The following is a 20,904-nucleotide window of genomic DNA, read 5'->3' on the forward strand; positions in this document are numbered from 1 at the left end:
TGAAGAAGAACAACCTACTGAACGCACATTAGGTCATTTTCCCAAGTGTGACAAGGGTCTCATCACATATATGTTTCGGTCTCGGTCACACCAGTTCGACGACGGTCGCATTGGCGGTCCCGCCGCCCTCGCACATCGTCTGGAGACCGAAGCGAATGCTCTGATCACGCATGTGATGGATCATCCGGGTCATCAACACCGCACCCGAACCGCCGAGCGGATGACCGAGCGCGATCGCCCCGCCGAGCGGATTCAGCTTCTCCGGATCGGCACCCGTCTCGGCCAGCCACGCGAGCGGCACCGATGCGAAGGCCTCGTTGACCTCGAAGACCCCGACATCTCCCAGTGCGATACCGGCCTTCGCGAGGGCCTTCTCCGTCGCGGGGATGGGTCCGGTGAGCATGAGGACGGGATCGGCGCCGGCGACGACACCGGCCCGGTACCGGACCAGCGGAGTGAGCCCGAGTTCCCGGGCCTTCTCCGGCGTCGTGACGAGCAGCGCCGCCGCACCATCGGAGATCTGCGACGAATTACCGGCGTGGATGACGCCGTCCTCGGCGAAGGCGGGCTTCAGACCTGCTAGCTTCTCAACGGTCGATCCCCGCCGCACTCCTTCGTCCACCGACACCACGCCCGCCTCGGTGGCCACCGGGACGATCTGCGCGTCGAACGCACCGCGGTCCAGCGCAGCGGCGGCCCGCTCGTGCGAGAGCACCGAGAACTCGTCGAGACGGGTCCGGGAGAAGCCCCACTTCTGCGCGATCTTCTCGGCAGAGATGCCCTGGTTGAACGAGAACCCGTCGTACCGGGCCAGTGCCTTCGGTCCGTACGGCTGACCCGACGCCCGTGCCGAGCCCAGCGGCACACGGCTCATCACCTCGACACCACCGGCGACGACGACGTCCTGCTGGCCGGACATCACCGCCTGCGCCGCGAAGTCGAGCGCCTGCTGGCTCGACCCGCACGCGCGGTTGATCGTCGTACCCGGGATCGATTCGGGCCAGCCGGCGGCGAGGACCGAGTACCGGCCGATATTGCTCGACTGGTCTCCCACCTGAGAGACACAGCCCCACACGACGTCGTCGACGACCGCCGGATCGATAGCCGCGCGCTCGGCGAGGGCCTGCAGGACGTGCGCCGACAGATCCGCCGGATGCTCGCCCGCCAGTCCCCCGTTGCGCTTGCCGACCGGCGTGCGGACGGCTTCGACGATGACTGCTTCACGCATGTACTTCTTCTCCACTCGTTGTCTGTGGTTCCGGAGTCTGTGGTTCCGGATTCAGTGGTTCCGGATTCAGTGCCCACCGGCCGGTGAAGCGGACCTCGCGCTTCTCGGCGAAGGCCCGGAACGCCTCGGGGGCGTCGACGGTCCCGAAATTGACCGCCTGGGCGCGCGCTTCACCGGCGAGGGAATCCCGCAGGCCGCGGTCGACGGCTTCGTTGAGCAATGCCTTGGTCTGCGCCAGGGCGACGGGCGGCCCGGCCGACAGCCGAGCGCAGAGATCGTCGACGAACGCGTCGATGCCGTCCTCGGATTCGATCCACGTCACCAACCCCAGCCGATGCGCCTCGTCGGCGTCGATGGCCTCGGCCAGCAATGCGAGCCGTTTCGCCTGTTGCAGACCGACGAGCCTCGGCAGCAGCCATGTACCGCCGAGATCGGGTGACAGTCCCCGCTCGGCGAAGATCTGCGAGAAGGTCGAGCGCGGTGTCGCGACCACCAGATCGCATCCGAGCGCCAGGTTCCAACCGGCCCCGTAGGCGACGCCGTCGACCTTCGCGACGGTGGGAACAGGCAGTTCGTGGAGCAGCAACGCGACGTCCGTCAGTTTGCGCAGCTTGCGCAAGGGATGTGCGACACCGGGATCGGCGATGTCGGCACCGGAACAGAACGCGCCGGCCGCGCCGGTGATGACGAGGACACGCACGTCCGGGTCGTCGGCGGTGTCGACGAGCACGTCGTGCAGCGCCTGCCAGAGCGGACCGTCGATCGCGTTCTTGCGACGCGGCCGGTTCAACGTGAGGGTCCGGATCCCGTCGCGGTCGTCGACGAGGAGGGAATCGGTGCTCATTCTGCCGCCTCCGTACCCGGTGCGCGGTATGCGGGGCCGATCGCGCCGGCCTCGCGCAGCCGCGCGATCTCGGTGCCGGTGATGCCGAAGTCCTGCAGCACCGCGTCGGTGTGCTCACCGAGCCCCGGCACCGCGCCCATGGACAGTTCGAATCCCGCGACGACCGGTGGGGGAAGCAACGCCTCGATCGGCCCGTTGGGGGTCGCGACCTCCCGCCAGCGATCGCGGGCCTGCAGCTGCGGATGTGCGATCACGTCGCTGGGCAGGTTGTACCGGGAGTTGCCGATACCGGCCTCGTCGGCGATCTTCTGGATGTGCGCGAGGGGGTGCCGGGCGCACCACTGCGCGATCGCCTCGTCGAGCACGGCGCGATGTTCGCAGCGACCGGCATTGGAACGGAAACGCTCGTCGTCGGCCAGATCGTCGCGTTCGATGATCTCCCGCGCGAGTCGCTGCCACTCCCGGTCGTTGGTGGTGCCGAGCACGACCATCTGATCGTCGGCGGTGCGGTACGACCCGTACGGTGAGACGGCCGGCGACGACATGCCCAGGGGTTGCTGGTTCACTCCGGAATAGCGCGTATAGGTCAGCGGATATCCCATGATCTCGGTCATCGTGTCGAACAGGCTCACCGAGACCTTCGACAGGCTGCCGCCGCGGCCGCGGTGCCGTTCCTTGCCGCACAGCAGGGCGAGGATCGACACGGCCGAGTACAGGCCGGTGGTGATGTCGGCGACGGGCGGCCCGGGTTTCGCCGGCATGCCGGGATGGCCGGTGACCGCGCACGCCCCCGACTCCGCTTGGACGAGAAGGTCGTAGGCGCGTTTGTGCGAGAGCGGACCGCCGGGGCCGTAGCCGTCGATCTCGACCGAGATCAGTTCGGGATAGCGTTCCTCGAGCTGATCGGGCGACAGTCCGAGTCGCGCGGTCGCGCCCGGCGCCAGATTCGACACCAGTACGTCGGAGCGGGCGAGGATCCGGTGCAGCACCGCGATCCCGTCATCCGACTTCAGGTCGAGTGTCACCGATTCCTTGCCGCGGTTGGCCCACACGAAGTGTGCGGCCATGCCGCCGACGACGTCGTCGTAGTCGCGCGCGAAGTCACCACCGCGAGGGTTCTCGATCTTGATGACCCGCGCACCGAAGTCGGCGAGCGTCCGCGTGCACATCGGTGCCGACACGGCCTGCTCGAGGGTGACGACGGTGACGCCCGCGAGCGGGCCGTCCGAGCCCACAGAACCTGTTGTCACCGTCCCGGTCATCACATCACCATGCCGCCGTCGACCGGCAGGACCTGCCCGGTGACGAACGATGCTGCGTCGGTGGCGAGGAAGACGAACGCTCCGGCGACCTCCTCCGGGGATGCCCAGCGGCGCAGCGGAATACGGTTGAGCATGTTCGCGGCGAACTTCTCGTTGGTGCGGATCGTCTCCGTCATGGGAGTCGCGGCGAGCGGGGCCAGCGCGTTGACGAGGATGTTCTTGCGGGCCAGCTCGCGGGCGAGCGACTTGGTGATGCCGATGATCCCCGCCTTGGCCGCGGAGTAGTTCACCTGTCCGAGAGTGCCTGTGATGCCCGCCGAGGAGGTCACGTTGATGATGCGCCCTTTGCCGTCGGTGGCGAGGAAGGGCAGCGCCGCCTGCGAGCAGTTGAAGGCACCGAGCACGTGGATGTCGTGGATGCGCTGGAACGAGTCGACGGTGGTGTCGGCGAACATCGCCGGGTCGGTGACACCGGCATTGTTGACGAGGATGTGGAGCACCCCCTCGGTCAGGCCGGCGGCACGCGCCATCGCGGCGTCGGCCGCCTCCCGGTCGCGGACGTCGAGCGCGGCGCTGTCGGCCTTACCGCCGTTCACCGAGATCCGTTCGGCGACAGCGGCTGCGGCGTCGCCGTTCACATCGGTGACGAGCACGGCCGCACCGGCGGCCGCGAGGGCTTCGGCGACGGCCGAGCCGATACCGCCGGCCGCGCCGGTCACCACGGCCGACCGCCCGGTGAGATCGAAGAGAGAATTGTTCACGGCCATCAGTAGCTCCTCGGCAGTCCCAGAGTGTGTGAGCTCAGGAAATTCAGGATCATCTCCTGGCTGATCGGTGCAATGCGCATGACGCGCGCTTCGCGGAAGTACCGCGAGACGTTGTACTCCTCCGAGTAGCCCATGCCGCCGTGCGTCTGCAGCGCACGGTCGGCAGCGGTGAATCCCGCATCGGCACAGAGGTATTTGGCGGTGTTGGCTTCCCGTCCGCACGGCTTGCCGTTGTCGTAGAGCCAGGTCGCCTTGCGCAGGACGAGTTCGGCGGCATCGAGGTGGGCGAGCGAATCGGCGAGGGGGAACTGGATTCCCTGGTTCATGCCGATCGGGCGGCCGAAGACTTCGCGTTCGTTGCCGTACCTGACCGCCTTGTCGAGCGCCACGCGACCGATGCCGAGGGCCTCGGCGGCGATGAGCATGCGTTCGGGGTTGAGGCCGTCGAGCAGGTACTCGAAACCCTTCCCCTCCTCACCCACGCGGTCCTCCACCGGCACCCGCAGGTCGTCGATGAACAGCTCGTTCGACGTGACGGCGTTGCGCCCCATCTTGCGGATGGGCCGGATGTCGACGCGGCTGCGGTCGAGATCGGTGAGGAACAACGTCATGCCGTCGGTCTTCTTCTGCACCTCGCCGTACCGCTGGGTGCGGGTCAGCAGCAGGATCTTCTCGGATTCCTGTGCCTTCGAGATCCACACCTTGCGGCCGTTGACGACGTAGTGGTCGCCGTCCCGCCGGGCGAAGGTCGTGATCCGCGAGGTGTCGAGGCCTGCGCCGGGTTCGGTGACACCGAAGCAGACGTGCAGGTCGCCGCTGACGATGCGGGGCAGGGTGCGGGCCTTGAGCTCGTCGGAGCCGTGTTTGACGACCGGCTGCATGCCGAAGATGTTGAGGTGGATCGAGCTCGCGGCGTTCATGCCGCCGCCCGAACGCGCGACCTCCTCGAGCAACAGGGTGGCCTCGGTGATGCCGTATCCGTGCCCGCCGTACTCCTCGGGCATGGTGATACCGAGCCAGCCACCGTCGGCCATGGCCTTGTAGAACTCCGAGGGGAACTCGTGGGCGAGGTCCTTCTCCATCCAGTACTGGTCGTCGAACCTCTTCGTCAGTTCGGCCACCGACTTGCGGATGAGCTCCTGATCCTCGCTGAGTTCGAAACTCATTCCGCTCATCGTCGGCACCGCCGGCCCTGCGGGCGGGGCTGCACGTCGTCGAGGTTCATGGTGGTCCCTTTCGTGTCGGTCAGTCGGAGGCGGGAAGCGGCTTCGCGGCCTTGAGAGTCATGGGGATACCGCCGTAGCCGAGTTCCCCGGGCCCCGAGGAGGTGCACAGCACCTCGACCGTGTCGTCCGCATCGACGTAGCGCTTGCCGAGAACGGTGACGGCGTCGCCGGCCGACGGTTCGGGTCGGCCCGGCGGCGCCGGAATCATCGGGGCGCCACCGCATGTGAGTTCCTGTGCGTTCTCCGCAGGGGCGCGGACGACGACGACCCTCGTGGAGCCTTCGGCGGCGGCGAGCTGCACTCCTGGACGAAGTGGTGCGGGTGTGGTCACGGCGTACCTCTCTTTCGATCGCTCGACGGGCGAGCGCGACCCCGGGTGGCTCGTGCGATGAAAACTATCCTCTCTTTTGAGGAGAATCAACCTTCGCGACGCGCCGCCCACAAGAGGGGGAGGCTCGTAGATCTCATGCCTCCACCGGCAGCGTGGAGCGACAGCCGCTCCGCGCGCGAGCTTCCCACCAGCAGAAACGGGCCATTTCTCGCGGAACGTTGACTATCCGGCGCGGACGTGGAAATCTATCGATCAGAAATGAGAATGCAATTCTCTCGAACAGGGAGGAGGTTGATGTGGCACTGCTATCCCCGCTGCCGGCGGAACTCTGGGACGAGGACGTCGACGCAGCACTGAAAGGTCTTATGCCCCGGCACATGAGGAATCCGGAGCAGGCCGGCACCGCGATGGCGACGCTCGTCCACCATCCGGAGTTGACCAAGGCCTTTCTCGGCTTCAGCGTGCATCTTCTGTTCCGATCCACACTCCCGGCCAGGCTGCGCGAACTCGTGATCCTGCGGGTCGCCGCACTGCACGACTGCTCGTACGAGCGGGAGCACCACATCGAGATCGCGCGCACCGAGGCCGGCCTCACGCCGGACGAGATCGCCGCGGCCGTCGACGGGTCGGCCGAGGATCCGTTCGAGCAGCGCCTGCTCGACTCCGTTCGGGAGTTGACCGAGACTTCGCGCCTGTCCGAGGAGACCTGGACAGCGCTCTCGGAGCATCTCACCACCAAACAACTGATGGACCTCATCTTCACCGTGGGTGGCTACAGCCTGATGGCCATGGCCTACAACACCTTCGGTATCGAGTTCGAAGACGAAAGGTAGAACCTTGCCCCACTTCACCAAGCCGGCCGAGGGAAGCTGGACCGAGCACTATCCCGAACTCGGCACCGCACCCGTCGACTACACCGACTCCATCGATCCCGCCTTCTTCGAGGCGGAGCGCGAGGCGATCTTCAAGCGCACGTGGCTCTACATGGGTCGCGTCGAGCAGCTGCCGCGCGTCGGCAGCTACTTCACCAAGGAGATCCCGTCGGCCGGGCCCGGCACCTCGCTGGTCATCGTCAAGGGCAACGACGGCGTCATCCGCGCGTTCCACAACGTGTGCCGCCACCGCGGAAACAAGCTGGTGTGGAACGACTTCCCCAACGAGGAGACCGCCGGTAGCTGCAAGCAGTTCACCTGCAAGTACCACGCCTGGCGCTACAGCCTCGAGGGCGATCTGACCTTCGTGCAGCAGGAGGGCGAGTTCTTCGATCTCGACAAGAAGGACTTCGGACTCAAGGCGGTTCGCTGCGAGACGTGGGAAGGGTTCATCTACATCAACCTCGACGACGATGCGGCACCGCTCGTCGACTACCTCGGCGACTTCGCCAAGGGCCTCGAGGGCTACCCCTTCGACAAGATGACCGAGGTCTACAGCTACCGCTCGGAGATCAACGCGAACTGGAAGCTGTTCATCGACGCGTTCGCCGAGTTCTACCACGCACCGATCCTGCACATGAAGCAGGCGGTCAAGGACGAGGCCGAGAAGCTCGCCGGCTACGGCTACGAGGCACTGCACTACGACATCAAGTCGCCGCACTCGATGATCTCCTCGTGGGGCGGCATGGCCCCGCCCAAGGACCTCAACATGGTCAAGCCCATCGAGCGCGTCCTGCGTTCGGGTCTGTTCGGTCCGTGGGACGTCCCGGACATCGAGGGCCTGGCCGAGGATCAGCTGCCGCCCGCGGTCAACCCCACCAAGTTCCACAGCTGGGGCCAGGACAGCTTCGAGTTCTTCCCGAACATGACGCTGCTCATCTGGAAGCCGGGCTGGTACCTCACCTACACCTACTGGCCCACCGCCGTCGACAAGCACATCTTCGAGACGAGCCTGTACTTCGTCCCGCCGAAGAACGCTCGCGACCGCCTCGCGCAGGAACTCGCCGCGGTGACCTTCAAGGAGTACGCGCTCCAGGACGCGAACACCCTCGAAGCGACCCAGACCATGATCGGCACCCGCGCAGTGACCGATTTCCCGCTCAACGACCAGGAAATCCTCCTGCGCCACCTCCACAAGACCGTCGCCGATTACGTCAAGGAGTACCAGAAGTGACGACTCTGCCCACCGAATTCGCCGACCTCGAACCGTATGCCGACTGGGCTCTGGCCACCGAGCCCGAGCGCTACGCCAAGCGGCTGGCGTCGAGCATGCCCGAGATGCAGCAGTTCTACGACGCCGCCTTCGGCCGGCTCGAGGACGCCATCACCTACCTCGACAAGTTCGATCTGGACGACCTCGACGACGATGCCCGCGCGCTCATGCACCTGATGCAGTCGCTCGTGATGGTCTCGTTCCCCGTCGAGGTCTGGAAGCAGCCCCGCGTGCCGGACAGCGGCGCCGCCTGGGTCACCATCACCAAGGAACCGGTGGTGTGATGCCACCCGTCGGGACACTCCGGCGATGAGCACACCTCGCGCCCGTACCCGAACCCTCCGGGGTTCGAGTACGGGCGCGTTGTCGTTTCTTCGGTTCCACGCCGTCCATATTTCAAGATCGAACACAGTTGGTCGATCGTCGTCACATGATCGATCACAAGTCCGATATGCACGAAAGATCCCCTCGCGCCGGACTTTCCGACCCATGATTGGATGTGCGGGCGAGAAACGGCTTCGAGCGCGGGACGGCCGCGGGACGAGGCCGGACTCCGCAACAGCCCACCGCCTGCCCCGGGAGGAACCATGACCGACATCGAGACGAAGAACTTCTTCACCGATCCGGATCTCGTCGAGGACCCGTACCCCTATTACGACGCCCTGCGCGAGGGATGCCCGGTCAGGCGCGAACCCCACCACAACGTCATGATGGTCACCGGCTACGAGGAGGCGATCCAGGTCCTCAGCGACGAACAGACCTTCTCGTCGTGCATCTCGGTGACCGGTCCGTTCTCCGGCCTTCCGGCCTGCCCCGAGAGCGACGACATCACCGACTTCATCGAGGAGCACCGCCCCTCGCTGCCGATGAACGACCAGCTCCCCACCATGGATCCCCCGCAGCACACCGACCATCGCGGCCTGCTGATGCGGCTCATCACTCCCAAGCGCCTCAAGGAGAACGAGGCCTTCATCGAGCGCATCGCCGATCGCCTCCTCGACGACCTGCTCGCCCGGGGCGAGGGCGACTACATCACCGGCTTCGCCGCGCCGTTCGCGATGCTCGTCATCGCCGACCTGCTGGGCGTGCCGGAGAGCGACCACCAGGAGTTCATCGAAGGCCTGAACATCCAGGTGGAGAAGGGGTTCTCGCTCGGCAGCACCGAAGGCGAAGCACTGAAGCTCAACCCCCTCGAGTTCCTCTACAAGAAGTTCGGCCAGTACATCGAGGACCGCCGCGCGAACCCCACCGACGACGTGCTGACGGGCCTCGCCACCGCGACCTTCCCCGACGGCACCCTGCCGCCCGTCGACGACGTCCTGCGCATCGCCGCGAACGTGTTCTCCGCCGGCCAGGAGACCACCGTGCGTCTGCTGAGCTCTGCGCTGCGGATCATCGCCGAGCAGCCCGAACTCCAGAAGACCCTGCGCAGCGAGCCCGACCGCATCCCGAACTTCATCGAGGAGACGCTGCGTTTCGAGAGCCCCATCAAGGGCGACTTCCGGCTCGCGAAGACCCCCACCACCATCGGCGGGGTCGACGTCTCGGCCGGCACCATCATGATGCTGGTCAACGGTGCCGCCAACCGCGACCCGCGTCAGTTCTCCGATCCGAACGACTTCGACATCGACCGCCGCAACGCCCGCACCCACATCGCGTTCGGTCGTGGCGTGCACTCGTGCCCCGGCGCCCCGCTCGCCCGCACCGAGGGGCGCGTGGGCATCCAACGTCTGCTCGAGCGCACCAGCGAGATCCGGATCTCCGAGAAGGTGCACGGCCCCGAGGACGACCGGAAGTTCGGCTACCTGCCGACCTTCATCCTGCGCGGCCTGCTCGCCCTGCACCTCGAGTACGCGCCGGCGGAAGGTGAGTCGAAGTGAAGGTCTTCGTCGACGACGACGCCTGTCGCGGACACGGAGTCTGCCTCGCCGCCTGCCCGGAGGTCTTCGACCTGAGCGACGGCGGGTACGCGGTCACGCTCGTCTCCGAGGTCCCGGCCGAGCACGAGGAATCCGTGCGGGAGGCCGCAGCGGGTTGTCCCGAAAGGGCGATCCGGCTCGACTGAGTCACGATCGAAACCGAACACGGGCGTCGGTCCGGACCGAAAGGTCCGGGCCGACGCCCTTTTTCGTTTCTCCCATCGAGGGTCGATTGACGCCGTCCGGGGTTGTGTGAAAACCTCATAATCAAGGTATGAGAGTGACATTCTCATGATGTGTCGCTCTCCGATGAAAGGACGAGCGATGCTGACCCTGAAGGCAGCCGGACTGCTCGACGTCGACACGGGCGAGATCGTCCGCCCGGGAATCATCCGCGTCGACGGCGACCGCATCGCCGGAGTGGGCGGAACCTACAGTGATAATTCGGGCGACACGCCCGAGGGTGACGTCATCGACCTCGGCGACCTGATCCTCATGCCCGGCCTGATGGACATGGAGGTCAACCTCCTCATGGGTGGACGCGGCGAGAAGCCCGTCTACTCGACGGTCCAGGACGACCCGCCCCTGCGCATGCTGCGTGCCGTCGGAAACGCCCGCCGCACCCTGCGCGCGGGATTCACCACCGTCCGCAATCTCGGACTGTTCGTCAAGACCGGCGGATACCTCCTCGACGTGGCCCTCGGAACGGCCATCGACAAGGGCTGGGTGGACGGCCCGCGCGTCGTCCCCGCCGGTCACGCCATCACCCCCACCGGCGGACACCTCGATCCGACGATGTTCGCGGCGTTCGCGCCCGGCGTCCTCGACCTCACGATCGAGGAGGGCATCGCCAACGGCGTCGACGAGGTCCGCAAGGCGGTGCGCTACCAGATCAAGCACGGCGCCCAGCTCATCAAGGTGTGCGTCTCGGGCGGCGTCATGTCGATGACCGGATCCGCAGGTGCCCAGCACTATTCGGACGAAGAGCTGCGCGCGATCGTCGACGAGGCACATCGTCGCGGGATGAAGGTCGCCTCGCACACGCACGGCGCCGAAGCCGTGCGACACGCGATCGAAGCCGGAATCGACTGCATCGAACACGGATTCCTCATCGACGACGACACCATCGACCTCATGGTCGAGCGCGGAACATGGCTCGTGCCCACCACCCGTCTCGCCGACGCGATGGACACCTCCCACGCGCCGCCGGAGCTGCAGGCCAAGGCCGCCGAGATGTTCCCCAAGGCACGCACCTCGGTGCTCGCCGCATACAAGGCCGGGGTGAAGATCGCGGTCGGCACCGACGCGCCGGCCATCCCCCACGGCAAGAACGCCGACGAGATCGTTGCCCTCGTCGACCGCGGAATCCCTCCCCTCGCGGTGATCCAGGCCGCCACGATCAATGCGGCAGAACTCATCGGCGTCGACGACCGCGGTCGCCTCGCCGAAGGTCTGCTCGCCGACATCATCGCCGTCCCCGGCGATCCCACCGAAGACATCACCGTCACCCAGAACGTGCGGTTCGTGATGAAAGGCGGAAAGGTCTATGTCCACAACTGACCGTTCGATCACCGACGACCTCGTCGAGATCAACCAGCTGCTCGCCCGCTACGCGGTGAACATGACGAAGAACGACGTCGAAGGCGTCGTGGCGGTGTTCACCCCCGACGGCACCTACAGCGCCTTCGGCGACGCATTCCCCCTCGATCGGTTCCCCGAGCTCGTCGCGGCCGCACCGAAGGGCCTGTTCATGACGGGCACGGCCCTCATCGAGATCGACGGCGACACCGCGACCGGCACCCAGCCGCTGTGCTTCGTCGAGCATTCCACGCACGACATGCGCATCGGCTACTACAACGACACCTACGTCCGCACGGCCGAGGGCTGGCGTCTGCGCACCCGCGCGATGACCTTCATCCGCCGCAGCGGAACCCACGACTCCGGCATCCCCCACGCCTTCGAACCGGCATGAACGTCACCGAGTTCAGGACCGCCGTCCGCACCTGGCTCGACGAGAACGATCTGACCCCCGGACCGGATCACTCGTTCGACGCACAGGTCGAACAACTCGCCCGCGTGCGGCGGGACCTCTACGACGCGGGCTGGATGCGCTACGGCTGGCCCGAGGAGGTCGGCGGACTCGGCGGCGAGGCCGTCCTGCGTGCCGTGCTCGGCGAGGAGGTCGCGACCCGCGACCTCGCCGAGCCGGGCATCTACTCGATGATCGAGGTGCTCGCGCCCACCATGATCTCCTACGCGCGACCCGAACTCGCCGCGGAGATGGTGCCGAAACTGCTCCGCGGCGAGGAACAGTGGTGCCAGGGCTTCTCGGAACCCGGCTCGGGCAGCGACCTCGCGTCGCTGTCCACCCGGGCCGAGCAACGCGGCGACGAGTGGGTGATCAACGGGCAGAAGGTCTGGACGTCGCTCGCCCAGTTCGCCTCCCGCTGCGTGCTGCTCACCCGTACCGCGCCGGGGCACAAGGGCATCACCGCCTTCTTCGTCGACATGGACACCCCGGGCATCACCGTCCGGCCGCTGCGCACGATGCACGGCGTCGACGAGTTCGCCGAGGTGTACTTCGACGACGTCGTCGTGCCGGCCGACCGCATGCTGGGCAATCCCGGCGACGGCTGGAAGCTCGCGATGGATCTGCTGCCGCACGAACGGTCGACATGCTTCTGGCACCGCATCGCCTACCTGTTCACCCGGTTGGATCGCCTTGTGGACGAGACCGATTCGACGGCGGACGACGAACTCGGCGCGGCCTACCTCGCGCTGCACACCGTGCGGTGCCGGTCGCTCGCCACCCAGCAGCGACTCGCGTCGGGCGCCTCGCTCGGCCCCGAGACCTCCGTCGACAAGATCCTCCTCGCGACCGCCGAACAGCAGTTGTTCGACACCGCACGGGATCTGCTTCCCGGCGTGCTCGAACTGTCCGATACCGAATGGCGGACCGAATTCCTGTATTCCCGTGCGGCGACGATCTACGGCGGCACCGCCGAGATCCAACGCAACATCGTCGCGCGCCGACTTCTCGATCTGGGGGCGGAGTGACGACCTACAGCACTGCACCGGCGCCCGATTCGGACCTCGGCCTGCTCGAGGACGCACTGCGCAAGACCATGGAGAGCACGACCGGTGCCACACTCGACGCGGCGCTGGTCGATCTGGGCTGGCACGACATGCTCACCGAGATGCCCGACGACACGATCCCCATGGTGTTCCGACTGCTCGGCGAGACCGGCGCGCACGCCCCGGTGATCAACGACGTCGTGCTCGTCGACGCGGGTCGTGAGGCCGGTGGGGTCGTACCCCTCCCCTACACCGGCCGACAGTGGATCGAGTGGGCACGCGAGGACCGGGACACCACCGCGCTCGACGCGGAACTGCCGATCGCGACGGTCGGATCCGGTGATCCGGTGCCGGTCGCAGCGGCACGTCGTGCGCTCGGCTGGTGGCTGGTCGGAACGAGCCGAGCGATGCTCGACTCGGCCCGTACCCACGCTCTCGACCGCACGCAGTTCGGCAAGCCGATCGCCGGCTTCCAGGCGGTGCGGCACCGGCTCGCGGAGACGTACGTCGCCGTCGAGGGCGCGGAGGCCACCCTGCGTGCCGCCACCGACGAGCTCGGTTCCCTGCTCGCGAAGGCCGCCGCGGGTCGCGCGGCGATCATCGCGGCACGGCACTGCCAGCAGGTCCTCGGCGGTATCGGCTTCACCGCCGAGCACGACCTGCACCGACACATCAAACGGGCACTGGTGCTCGACGGTCTGCTCGGCAGTTCACGGGAACTGACCCGCGAGGCCGGTGCCCTCATCCGCGCGGAGGGTTCGGCGCCGCGCCTGGTGCACCTCTGACCGTCCGCATGCGACGAAGGCGTGGACACCCTGGAGTACGGGATGTCCACGCCTTTCGTCTACGGACGCGTCGCTACATGTTCTTCGACGGATCGGGATGGTTCGAGAACCACAGGCTCTCCTCGGTGAGCCGGCAACTCTTCCATCCGTCTTCCGTGCGCACGACCTCATGGTGGTAGTTGCCCCCGCAATAGGTCAGGCCGTCGACGCCGGGGAGTTGCATGGGGTTGTAGAACATCGCCCGCACCGTCGCCCGGTCGCCGTCGAGGTCGACCTCGACGTTGGTGACGAAGTGCTGCGACATCGGCAGGTACGACAACGCCTTCTGCAGCTGCGCGAGCACTTCGTCCCTCGGTCCGGGCCGGTATCCCACGGAGCTGTAGTCGAGATGGGCATCCTCGGTGAAGACCGATTCCATCTTCTTCCAGTCCTTGGTGTCCACCGCCGTTGCATAGCGGTAGAGGAGTTCGGTGATGGCGTACTTGTCGCACAGCTCGTCGGGCGTCATGAGGCTCCTTCGACTTCGTCCGGAATTTCATTCTTTCAGAAGAGAACCCCCTTTCCAATACCCTTGTTCTGAGGCATGATCCGTATATGGGACAACTTGACTCTCTTCACGATTTGAGCGGGAAAACTGCTGTCGTCACAGGTGGTTCGCGTGGCATCGGCCGCGCCATCGCGCAGATCCTCGCCGAACACGGCGCCGACGTCGTCGTCGCCTCCCGCAAGCTCGACGCGTGCGAACTCGCCGCGAAGGAGATCGAGGCATCGACCGGCAGCAAGGTGCTCCCCGTCGCCTGCCATGTCGGACAGTGGGACGACTGCAACACGCTCGTCGACACGACCCTCGACCATTTCGGGCGCCTCGACATCCTCGTCAACAATGCCGGAATGTCGCCGCTCTACCAGGATCTCGAATCCATCACCGAAGAGCTGTACGACAAGACCTTCGGCGTGAACCTCAAGGGACCGTTCCGGCTCGCGGTCCGCGCCGGCACGTACATGGCGGAGCACGACGGCGGGTCGATCGTCAACATCGGCACCGCCGGGTCGCTCACGGCGAGCGTGCGCGAACTCCCCTACGCATGCGCGAAGGCCGGCCTGAACGCCCTCACGGTGGGCCTGGCAGAGGCTTACGCACCGAAAGTGCGTGTCAATTCGATCCTTCCAGGTCCGTTCCGCACCGACCTGTCGAAGGCATGGGCTCCGCCGGAAGGCGAGGAGGCATCCTTCGTGCCGTTGCGTCGCATGGGCCGGCCCGAGGAGGTCGCGCCACTCGCACTCCATCTGGCCAGCGACGCGTCGAGTTTCACCACCGGCGCGATCATCCGCGTCGACGGTGGTGTCACCCGTAAGGTCTGAGACACACGCGTGTGGGGCCGCCTCCGGGATTCGGAGGCGGCCCCACACGTAACTGCGTTGTCCATCGGCTACAGGAATCACCATGCGCTACAACAATTTCCGCGGCGAATGGCGAAAGCGGTAGCGAATGCCCCGTGCGCTAGCGGATGTTGTCCTTCATCTCGTCGAGATTCATCAGGACCGGCCACCCACTGTCGCTGAGAGCGTTGCCGTGGCCCGTCTGGTGGATGTCGAAGACCGACTGGATCGCGGCGTAGAAGCCCTGCACGTCGAGGGTCTGGTTGACGGCCCGCTTGGCCTGCCGCAGGCCGAAGGGATGCATCTTCGCGATCTGCTCGGCGAGCGTGCGTACTTCGGTGTCGAGATCGGCGCGGGGCACGACGCGGTTCACCATGCCCGTCTGCTCCGCTTCCTCCGCGGTGACCGGCCGGCCGGTGAAGAGGATCTCCTTGGCCTTGCGTGGGCCGAGTTCCCACGTGTGCCCGTGATATTCGACGCCGCCGATACCCATGAGGACCACAGGATCGGAGAACGACGCGTCGTCGGCCGCGACGATGAGATCGCACGGCCAGCACAGCAGGAGGCCACCGGAGATGCACCGGCCCTGCACCGCGGCGATGGACGGCTTCGGGATGTTGCGCCACCGCAGCGAATACTCGAGATAACGCCGGGACTCGTTGCGGTAGATCATCTCGAGGGTGATCTTGTCCGGAACCGGTTCCCCGCTGCGGAGATCGTGCCCGGCCGAGAAGTGCTTGCCCTCGGCGCGGAGCACGATCACGGAGACCTCGGGATCGTCGCCGGCGCGGGTCCAGGCGGCGTCCAGTTCGTCCAGGAGGGCGCCGTTCTGCGCGTTGGCGACCTCCGGCCGGTTCAGCGTGATGGTCGCGATCCGGTCGGAGGTCTCGTACCCGATGTACTTGTCAGCCACGGGGCAGGCCAAGGACGCGTTCGGCGATGATGTTGCGCTGGATCTCCGACGTGCCACCCGCGATGGTGCCGGCGAAGCTCCGCACGAACCTCTCGAACCAGCTCGACGAGAAGTTGTCGAGATTCCACGGCACGTATGCCGACGTCGTCGCCGGATGGACGAGACCGTCCGGGCCCGCCGCGTCGAGGGCGTGTTCGGCGGCGGTCTGGACTGCCTCGGAGCCGAGGAGCTTGAGCACCGACAGGGCAGGAACGTCCTGCGCTCCGCGGGATTCGCGGACGAGGGCAGCCGAGCCGAGCAGCTTCAGTGCCTGGTGGTCCATCACGAGTGTGGCGTAGCGGTCGCGGTCGAGCACCGTGCGGGGGTGGAAGTCCTCGACGAGGTCCTGCAGCCGGTCGGCGAAACTGAGCCACAGCAGGGTGCGTTCGTGCCCGAGCGATCCGTTCGCGACCGACCAGCCGCCGTTCAACTCACCGATGAGGTTCTCGGTGGGCACGTGCACGTCGGTGAAGAACACCTCGTTGAAGTCGCGGTCGTCGCCGTCGGCGACCGACGGGAACGGCCTGCGGACGACGCCGGGCAGATCGGTGGGGATGAGCAGGACGCTGATCCCCTTGTGCTTCGGAGCATCCGGGTCGGTACGGACGAAGGTCAGCAGCACGTCGGCGTCGTGGGCACCGGAGGTCCACACCTTCTGGCCGTTGACGACGAAGTGGTCGCCGTCGCGCACCGCCCGGGTGCGCAGGGAAGCGAGGTCGGAACCCGCGCCGGGCTCGCTCATTCCGAGGGCCGCGGTGATCTCCGCTCGGAGGATGGGCACCGCCCAGCGTTGCTTCTGTTCGTCCGTGCCGAACGACAGCAGCGAGGCCGCGATGATGCCGAGCCCCTGCGGGTTGAAGCTGTGGTAGATCCGCCGCTTCGACAGTTCCTCGAGGTGGACGTACTGCTGCAGGATCGTCGCGTTGCGGCCGCCGAACTCGGGTGGGTTGCCGGGCAGTAGCCAACCGTGGTCGAACTGGACCCGCTGCCAGCGGCGTGCCCATTCGGGGACGTCGGCGCTCGACCGGGCGCGGACTGTGGCCTCGGACGGATCGGGCAGGTGCTCGTCGAGGAAGGCCACGAACTCGGCGCGGAACTCCTCGACGTCGGAATCAAACGAGAGTTGCACGGTACTCCTCGGCGATCAGTGCGCGGTGCTCCGCGGCGGATCCGAGCATGTGCTCCCCCGCCCGGGCACGCTTGAGCGCGAACTGCAGGTCGTTCTCCCAGGTGAAGCCCATGGCACCGAACAACTGCAGACCGCTGCGGAAGACCGTCGACTGGCATTCTCCCGCAGCAGCTTTGGCCATGGAGGCGGCGAGACGACGACGCGGGTCGTCCTCCGCGATCGTCAGTGCCGCGAAATACGCGAGGGCGCGGGCACGTTCGACGGCGACGTGCATGTCGGCGGCGCGATGCTTGACGGCCTGGAACGACCCGATCGGCACACCGAACTGCTGGCGGTTGCGCACGTGGTCGAGCGCGAGATCCAGGATGCGGCGACAGGCACCGACCATGGTGACGGCGAGTCCCGCGAGGGCGACGTGCCGTGCCTTCTCCACGTCGACGTCGGTGTCCGGGTCCGCCTCGACCCGCACGTCGTCGAAGACGATGTCGGCCAGGTGCAGGACCGGATCGAAGGCGGAGGTACGGCGGGCCGACACCTGATCGGCCCGAACGGTGAACACACCTGCCTCGGTGACGACGGCGATGTCGTCGGCACGGTCGCCGTCGAGCACGCGGTGCGCGGTGCCGCGGAGCAGCCAGCCGTCCGCGTCGCGTACGGCGGAGACACCTTCGTAGACGGCGGCGCCCGCACGGTCCGGCTGCGTCCGGCCGGCGACGAGCGGGGCGAACTGGGTGGTGGTGGCCAGGAAGGGGGTGGGGTCGGTTGTCCGGCCGAGTTCCTCCAGGACGATCGCGAGCTCCACTGCGGCCTCGGACTCGACCAGTTCCGTCCATCCCAGGCCCACATAGGTCTTCCACAACGGGGCCGGATCGGCGCCGTTGTCGACGACGGTGCGGACGAGTGTCGACGGGCATTCCTTCGCCGTCACTTCCCGGACGGTCTTCTGCCACAACTGCTGATCGGAGTCGAACTCGAAAAGCATTCCGACTTGCCTCCTTCCTGGCGCTGAGCCTGGTATCGCGATGAGAATAACATTCTCTTTTCGAGATAGTAATAGTCTCGAATCAGTGCGGGGAACGGAAGGACAGTCCCGCAATGCGTCCCTACTCTCCGGTACAGTGCTCCTATGTCCACTCCACGCGACACAGGGCGATCCGGGCAGTGACGGGCGCCAGCGAAGAACCGGCCTGGAAGCAACGCGCAGTCGAGCGCTCCATCCGGACCGCCAAACTGCGCGCCGAGCAGCGCGTACAGCGCTTCCTCGACGCAGCGCAGGCGATCATCACGGAAAAGGGCAGCACCGACTTCACGGTCCAGGAGGTCGTCGACCGTTCGAAGCAGTCGCTTCGCAGCTTCTACCTGCAGTTCGACGGTAAGCACGAGCTGCTGCTCGCGCTCTTCGAAGATGCCCTGAGCCGCTCTGCCGATCAGATCCGTGCCGCTGCCGCCGGCGAGAAGGCCCCTCTCGACCAATTGCGCGTCGCGGTGGAACTGCTGTTCGAGTCGTCCCGGCCCGACCCGACGGCCCAGCGACCGCTGTTCACCGACTTCGCGCCGCAGCTGCTGCTCACCCATCCTGCCGAGGTGAAGGTCGCGCATGCACCGATGCTCGCGCTGTTCACGGAGCTGATGGAGAAGGTCGACGCCGAGGGCAGCCTCCGCGAGGGGCTGAACCCGAAGCGGATGGCCGCCATGACGATGCAGACCGTGATGTTCATCGCTCAGTCGAGCGGAGGCGACGACAGCACGACCCGTCCCATCACGGCCGACGAGGTCTGGAACTTCTGCTCGCAGGGATTCGCCGCCCGCTGACGAGAACACCATTCTCAAATCGGAGTAGTTCACTTACACTCGGCTCGTGACCGAGTTGTGGAACGACCTCCTCGCCTGTCTCGATCTGCGCTCGTCCCCCGTGGACGAGGAGCGCCCCGAGTCGGTGGTGTTCGAGGGCAGCAATCAGCACCTCGAATACCACCGGCTCTTCGGGGGCCAGCTGCTCGGTCAGTTCGTGCGTGCCGCCGAGCTGACCTGCCCCGAGAAGAGCATCAAATCCCTGCACACCGTCTTCGCCCGTGAAGGACGCGCCGACGAGCCCGTCCGCTACGAGATCACCCGCCTGCACGAGGGCCGGACATTCGCCACGTTGACGGCGGTCGCGCGCCAGTCGAAGGGCGTCCTTGCCACGGCATCGGTGTCCATGCACGTCGGCGAGGACGGCCCCGAGGTGCAGACCGTGCCGTCCGTACCCCAGGTGTTCGACGAGAGCACGCGCGCCCCGTTCTCGTTGATCCCGTGGGAGACCCGCGCGACGACCGACCTCGAGGATCGCGGAGTCTCGGCGCCCGAGTTCGAGATGTGGATGCGCACTCCCGAGGTCGACGAGGCGTACGCGCCGGCACTCGCCGCCTACGCCACCGACCTCAACCTCATCGGTACCGCACTTCTTGCCGTCGACGGCTTCGACCACACCGGCAACGGAACGGCTTTCACGTCCGCGGTCACCTCGCACAATCTGTGGTTCCACCGCCCGTTCCGCAGCGACGACTGGTTGCTGCTGCGTCAGCACAGTCCCCTCGTCGCCCACGGACGGTGCTTCGGCCGCGGCGACCTGCTCACCGAGAAGGGCTCTCTCGTCGCCTCTTTCGCCCAGGAAGCCCTGTTGCGCCTGCCCTGACGGTTCCTCCCACGAACACCGATCGAGATCGAGGTGTCATGCAACGACAGTCCGCCCCCGACGATGCCGCCGTCGAGACTCCGTCACCCCGCCCTCTGCGCGTGGTGCAGTGGGCGACCGGAACGATCGGCACCCGCGCGCTGCGCGCGGTGATCGACCATCCCTCCGTCGAACTCGTCGGCGTGTACGTGCACAGCGACGACAAGGCCGGTCGCGACGCGGGCGAGTTGTGCGGACGCGACCCGGTCGGTGTGCGCGCCACGAACGATGCCGACGAGATCATCGATCTCGGGGCCGACTGCGTGCTGTACATGCCGCTGCTGTTCGACCTCGACGAAGTGTGCCGAATCCTCGCCTCCGGCACGAACATCGTCACCACCCGGGGAGAGTTCCACCGCCCGGCGGGTATGGATCCGGTGACGCGTGAAGCCGTGGAGGCCGCGTGTGCACTCGGCGGTACGTCGATCCACAGCACCGGCAGCAGTCCCGGTTTCGTCACGGAGGCCGTGCCGCTCGTGCTGACCTCCATCCAGCGGAGGATGGACCACCTCGCCATCGACGAGTACGCCGACCTCTCTCAACGGGACTCCCCCGGAATCCTGTTCGACGTCATGGGATTCGGCGGCGATGCAGGAGAGTTCGCGGACGTCCGGCTCGCCCACGTGGAGTCCAATTTCGGACCGTCGCTGGCCGCCCTGGCCGACGCGCTCGGCCTGACCCTCGACACCATCCGGACCACGGGCGAACTCGCCACGGCACGTTCCACGGTCACCATCGCCGCCGGCACTATCGAAGCGGGAACGGTGGCCGCGCAACGCATCACGGTGTCGGGCATCCGCGACGGCCGCGAGCTGATGCGGTTCCGCCCCACCTGGTACTGCACCGATCAGCTCGATGCCGATTGGGACCTGCACGCGACCGGCTGGCACATCACCGTCGACGGCGACGCGCCCCTCGACATCGACATGCGTTTCCCTATCCCCCTCGAGCGGATGAGCGAGATCTCCCCGTCCTACACCGCCAACCGCGCGGTGAATTCGATCGCGGCGGTGTGCGCGGCGCGGCCGGGTATCCGGACGACGGTCGAACTTCCGCTCGTCGTCCCGGTTCTGGCCTGAGTCGACGAACGTTGACGCGGTGAAACGGGGTAGGCACCGGTTACAGCGGTAGCAAACCCCGTTTCACCG

General features: G+C 66.7%; 23 protein-coding genes. 13 read left to right on the forward strand and 10 right to left on the reverse strand.

Annotation, left to right across the window (positions count from 1 at the left end):
• Nucleotides 1-85: 85 nt before the first annotated feature.
• From CKW34_RS21435 to CKW34_RS21460, 6 genes are all read right to left on the reverse strand, one after another.
• The gene (locus tag CKW34_RS21435) at nt 86-1,228 is read right to left on the reverse strand and encodes a thiolase family protein (protein WP_059384108.1); all 1,143 of its coding nucleotides are present in this window, start codon (nt 1,226-1,228) and stop codon (nt 86-88) included.
• Nucleotides 1,221-2,072, reverse strand: coding sequence for an enoyl-CoA hydratase/isomerase family protein (locus tag CKW34_RS21440; RefSeq protein WP_059384041.1), 852 nt, complete (start codon nt 2,070-2,072; stop codon nt 1,221-1,223). The genes CKW34_RS21435 and CKW34_RS21440 overlap by 8 nt, the downstream gene beginning before the upstream one ends.
• Nucleotides 2,069-3,241: a CaiB/BaiF CoA transferase family protein gene (locus CKW34_RS21445; RefSeq protein ID WP_228525822.1), complete on the reverse strand. Its 1,173-nt coding sequence runs from the start codon at nt 3,239-3,241 to the stop codon at nt 2,069-2,071. Before CKW34_RS21445 ends, CKW34_RS21440 begins: the two co-directional genes overlap by 4 nt.
• A 92-nt stretch (nt 3,242-3,333) precedes the next feature.
• Nucleotides 3,334-4,101 (reverse strand): SDR family NAD(P)-dependent oxidoreductase, encoded by a 768-nt coding sequence (locus CKW34_RS21450; protein ID WP_059384039.1) that lies wholly within the window; start codon nt 4,099-4,101, stop codon nt 3,334-3,336.
• Complete coding sequence (locus CKW34_RS21455) at nt 4,101-5,267, reverse strand: acyl-CoA dehydrogenase family protein (protein WP_059384107.1); 1,167 nt, start codon at nt 5,265-5,267, stop codon at nt 4,101-4,103. The genes CKW34_RS21450 and CKW34_RS21455 overlap by 1 nt, the downstream gene beginning before the upstream one ends.
• Before the next feature lie 79 nt (nt 5,268-5,346).
• Entirely contained in the window at nt 5,347-5,658 is a 312-nt protein-coding gene (locus tag CKW34_RS21460) for a hypothetical protein (RefSeq protein WP_059384038.1), read from the reverse strand.
• 296 nt (nt 5,659-5,954) lie between these two features.
• Here CKW34_RS21460 and CKW34_RS21465 point away from each other — a divergent pair, with 296 nt between their 5' ends.
• The 9 genes from CKW34_RS21465 (at nt 5,955) to CKW34_RS21505 (ending at nt 13,582) form a co-directional block, all read left to right on the forward strand.
• Nucleotides 5,955-6,491, forward strand: coding sequence for a carboxymuconolactone decarboxylase family protein (locus CKW34_RS21465; RefSeq protein WP_016695495.1), 537 nt, complete (start codon nt 5,955-5,957; stop codon nt 6,489-6,491).
• A gap of 4 nt (nt 6,492-6,495) precedes the next feature.
• Nucleotides 6,496-7,764, forward strand: a complete 1,269-nt coding sequence (locus CKW34_RS21470) for an aromatic ring-hydroxylating oxygenase subunit alpha (protein ID WP_016695494.1) — start codon at nt 6,496-6,498, stop codon at nt 7,762-7,764.
• Nucleotides 7,761-8,087 carry a hypothetical protein gene (locus tag CKW34_RS21475; RefSeq protein ID WP_059384037.1) on the forward strand — a complete coding sequence of 109 codons (327 nt, stop codon included), beginning with the start codon at nt 7,761-7,763 and terminating at the stop codon, nt 8,085-8,087. Before CKW34_RS21470 ends, CKW34_RS21475 begins: the two co-directional genes overlap by 4 nt.
• A 303-nt stretch (nt 8,088-8,390) precedes the next feature.
• Nucleotides 8,391-9,683 carry a cytochrome P450 gene (locus CKW34_RS21480; protein ID WP_059384036.1) on the forward strand — a complete coding sequence of 431 codons (1,293 nt, stop codon included), beginning with the start codon at nt 8,391-8,393 and terminating at the stop codon, nt 9,681-9,683.
• Complete coding sequence (locus CKW34_RS21485; RefSeq protein ID WP_059384035.1) at nt 9,680-9,868, forward strand: ferredoxin; 189 nt, start codon at nt 9,680-9,682, stop codon at nt 9,866-9,868. The genes CKW34_RS21480 and CKW34_RS21485 overlap by 4 nt, the downstream gene beginning before the upstream one ends.
• Before the next feature lie 178 nt (nt 9,869-10,046).
• Entirely contained in the window at nt 10,047-11,282 is a 1,236-nt protein-coding gene (locus CKW34_RS21490) for a metal-dependent hydrolase family protein (RefSeq protein ID WP_059384034.1), read from the forward strand.
• Nucleotides 11,269-11,694, forward strand: coding sequence for a nuclear transport factor 2 family protein (locus CKW34_RS21495; protein ID WP_059384033.1), 426 nt, complete (start codon nt 11,269-11,271; stop codon nt 11,692-11,694). Before CKW34_RS21490 ends, CKW34_RS21495 begins: the two co-directional genes overlap by 14 nt.
• Complete coding sequence (locus CKW34_RS21500; protein ID WP_059384032.1) at nt 11,691-12,779, forward strand: acyl-CoA dehydrogenase family protein; 1,089 nt, start codon at nt 11,691-11,693, stop codon at nt 12,777-12,779. Before CKW34_RS21495 ends, CKW34_RS21500 begins: the two co-directional genes overlap by 4 nt.
• A 68-nt stretch (nt 12,780-12,847) precedes the next feature.
• Nucleotides 12,848-13,582, forward strand: coding sequence for an acyl-CoA dehydrogenase family protein (locus CKW34_RS21505; protein ID WP_197700708.1), 735 nt, complete (start codon nt 12,848-12,850; stop codon nt 13,580-13,582).
• Nucleotides 13,583-13,655: 73 nt separating this feature from the next.
• Here CKW34_RS21505 and CKW34_RS21510 read toward each other — a convergent pair whose 3' ends face one another.
• The gene (locus CKW34_RS21510; protein WP_059384030.1) at nt 13,656-14,090 is read right to left on the reverse strand and encodes a nuclear transport factor 2 family protein; all 435 of its coding nucleotides are present in this window, start codon (nt 14,088-14,090) and stop codon (nt 13,656-13,658) included.
• Nucleotides 14,091-14,176: 86 nt separating this feature from the next.
• Between CKW34_RS21510 and CKW34_RS21515 the strand changes: the two genes are divergently transcribed.
• Nucleotides 14,177-14,944: an SDR family NAD(P)-dependent oxidoreductase gene (locus CKW34_RS21515; protein WP_016695484.1), complete on the forward strand. Its 768-nt coding sequence runs from the start codon at nt 14,177-14,179 to the stop codon at nt 14,942-14,944.
• Nucleotides 14,945-15,083: 139 nt separating this feature from the next.
• Here CKW34_RS21515 and CKW34_RS21520 read toward each other — a convergent pair whose 3' ends face one another.
• Genes CKW34_RS21520 through CKW34_RS21530 form a run of 3 tightly spaced genes read right to left on the reverse strand, consistent with a single transcriptional unit; the run spans nt 15,084 to nt 18,025 of the window.
• The gene (locus CKW34_RS21520) at nt 15,084-15,875 is read right to left on the reverse strand and encodes an enoyl-CoA hydratase (protein ID WP_016695483.1); all 792 of its coding nucleotides are present in this window, start codon (nt 15,873-15,875) and stop codon (nt 15,084-15,086) included.
• Nucleotides 15,868-17,043 carry an acyl-CoA dehydrogenase family protein gene (locus CKW34_RS21525; RefSeq protein WP_059384029.1) on the reverse strand — a complete coding sequence of 392 codons (1,176 nt, stop codon included), beginning with the start codon at nt 17,041-17,043 and terminating at the stop codon, nt 15,868-15,870. Before CKW34_RS21525 ends, CKW34_RS21520 begins: the two co-directional genes overlap by 8 nt.
• Complete coding sequence (locus tag CKW34_RS21530; protein WP_059384028.1) at nt 17,027-18,025, reverse strand: acyl-CoA dehydrogenase family protein; 999 nt, start codon at nt 18,023-18,025, stop codon at nt 17,027-17,029. Before CKW34_RS21530 ends, CKW34_RS21525 begins: the two co-directional genes overlap by 17 nt.
• Before the next feature lie 179 nt (nt 18,026-18,204).
• On the opposite strand from CKW34_RS21530, the gene CKW34_RS21535 reads away from it, so the two are divergent.
• The 3 genes from CKW34_RS21535 to CKW34_RS21545 are packed head-to-tail and all read left to right on the forward strand — an operon-like array spanning nt 18,205 to nt 20,835.
• A complete protein-coding gene (locus tag CKW34_RS21535) occupies nt 18,205-18,855 on the forward strand; it encodes a TetR/AcrR family transcriptional regulator (RefSeq protein ID WP_059384027.1) in 651 nt (216 codons plus the stop codon).
• A 46-nt stretch (nt 18,856-18,901) separates the two neighbouring features.
• Nucleotides 18,902-19,717 (forward strand): acyl-CoA thioesterase, encoded by an 816-nt coding sequence (locus tag CKW34_RS21540; RefSeq protein WP_059384026.1) that lies wholly within the window; start codon nt 18,902-18,904, stop codon nt 19,715-19,717.
• 38 nt (nt 19,718-19,755) lie between these two features.
• Entirely contained in the window at nt 19,756-20,835 is a 1,080-nt protein-coding gene (locus CKW34_RS21545) for an NAD(P)H-dependent amine dehydrogenase family protein (RefSeq protein WP_059384025.1), read from the forward strand.
• The last annotated feature ends 69 nt before the right edge of the window (nt 20,836-20,904 follow it).

Source organism: Rhodococcus rhodochrous, from assembly GCF_900187265.1.
In the GTDB taxonomy this organism is placed as follows: domain Bacteria; phylum Actinomycetota; class Actinomycetes; order Mycobacteriales; family Mycobacteriaceae; genus Rhodococcus; species Rhodococcus rhodochrous.

Excerpts from the sequence above, each read along its gene's own strand:
- CKW34_RS21435 (WP_059384108.1), bottom strand. The coding sequence starts at position 1,228 with ATGCGTGAAGCAGTCATCGTCGAAGCCGTCCGCACGCCGGTCGGCAAG.
- CKW34_RS21440 (WP_059384041.1), bottom strand. The coding sequence starts at position 2,072 with ATGAGCACCGATTCCCTCCTCGTCGACGACCGCGACGGGATCCGGACC.
- CKW34_RS21445 (WP_228525822.1), bottom strand. The coding sequence starts at position 3,241 with ATGTGCACGCGGACGCTCGCCGACTTCGGTGCGCGGGTCATCAAGATC.
- CKW34_RS21450 (WP_059384039.1), bottom strand. The coding sequence starts at position 4,101 with ATGGCCGTGAACAATTCTCTCTTCGATCTCACCGGGCGGTCGGCCGTG.
- CKW34_RS21455 (WP_059384107.1), bottom strand. The coding sequence starts at position 5,267 with ATGAGTTTCGAACTCAGCGAGGATCAGGAGCTCATCCGCAAGTCGGTG.
- CKW34_RS21480 (WP_059384036.1), top strand. The coding sequence starts at position 8,391 with ATGACCGACATCGAGACGAAGAACTTCTTCACCGATCCGGATCTCGTC.
- CKW34_RS21490 (WP_059384034.1), top strand. The coding sequence starts at position 10,047 with ATGCTGACCCTGAAGGCAGCCGGACTGCTCGACGTCGACACGGGCGAG.
- CKW34_RS21495 (WP_059384033.1), top strand. The coding sequence starts at position 11,269 with ATGTCCACAACTGACCGTTCGATCACCGACGACCTCGTCGAGATCAAC.
- CKW34_RS21500 (WP_059384032.1), top strand. The coding sequence starts at position 11,691 with ATGAACGTCACCGAGTTCAGGACCGCCGTCCGCACCTGGCTCGACGAG.
- CKW34_RS21505 (WP_197700708.1), top strand. The coding sequence starts at position 12,848 with ATGGAGAGCACGACCGGTGCCACACTCGACGCGGCGCTGGTCGATCTG.
- CKW34_RS21510 (WP_059384030.1), bottom strand. The coding sequence starts at position 14,090 with ATGACGCCCGACGAGCTGTGCGACAAGTACGCCATCACCGAACTCCTC.
- CKW34_RS21515 (WP_016695484.1), top strand. The coding sequence starts at position 14,177 with ATGGGACAACTTGACTCTCTTCACGATTTGAGCGGGAAAACTGCTGTC.
- CKW34_RS21530 (WP_059384028.1), bottom strand. The coding sequence starts at position 18,025 with ATGCTTTTCGAGTTCGACTCCGATCAGCAGTTGTGGCAGAAGACCGTC.
- CKW34_RS21545 (WP_059384025.1), top strand. The coding sequence starts at position 19,756 with ATGCAACGACAGTCCGCCCCCGACGATGCCGCCGTCGAGACTCCGTCA.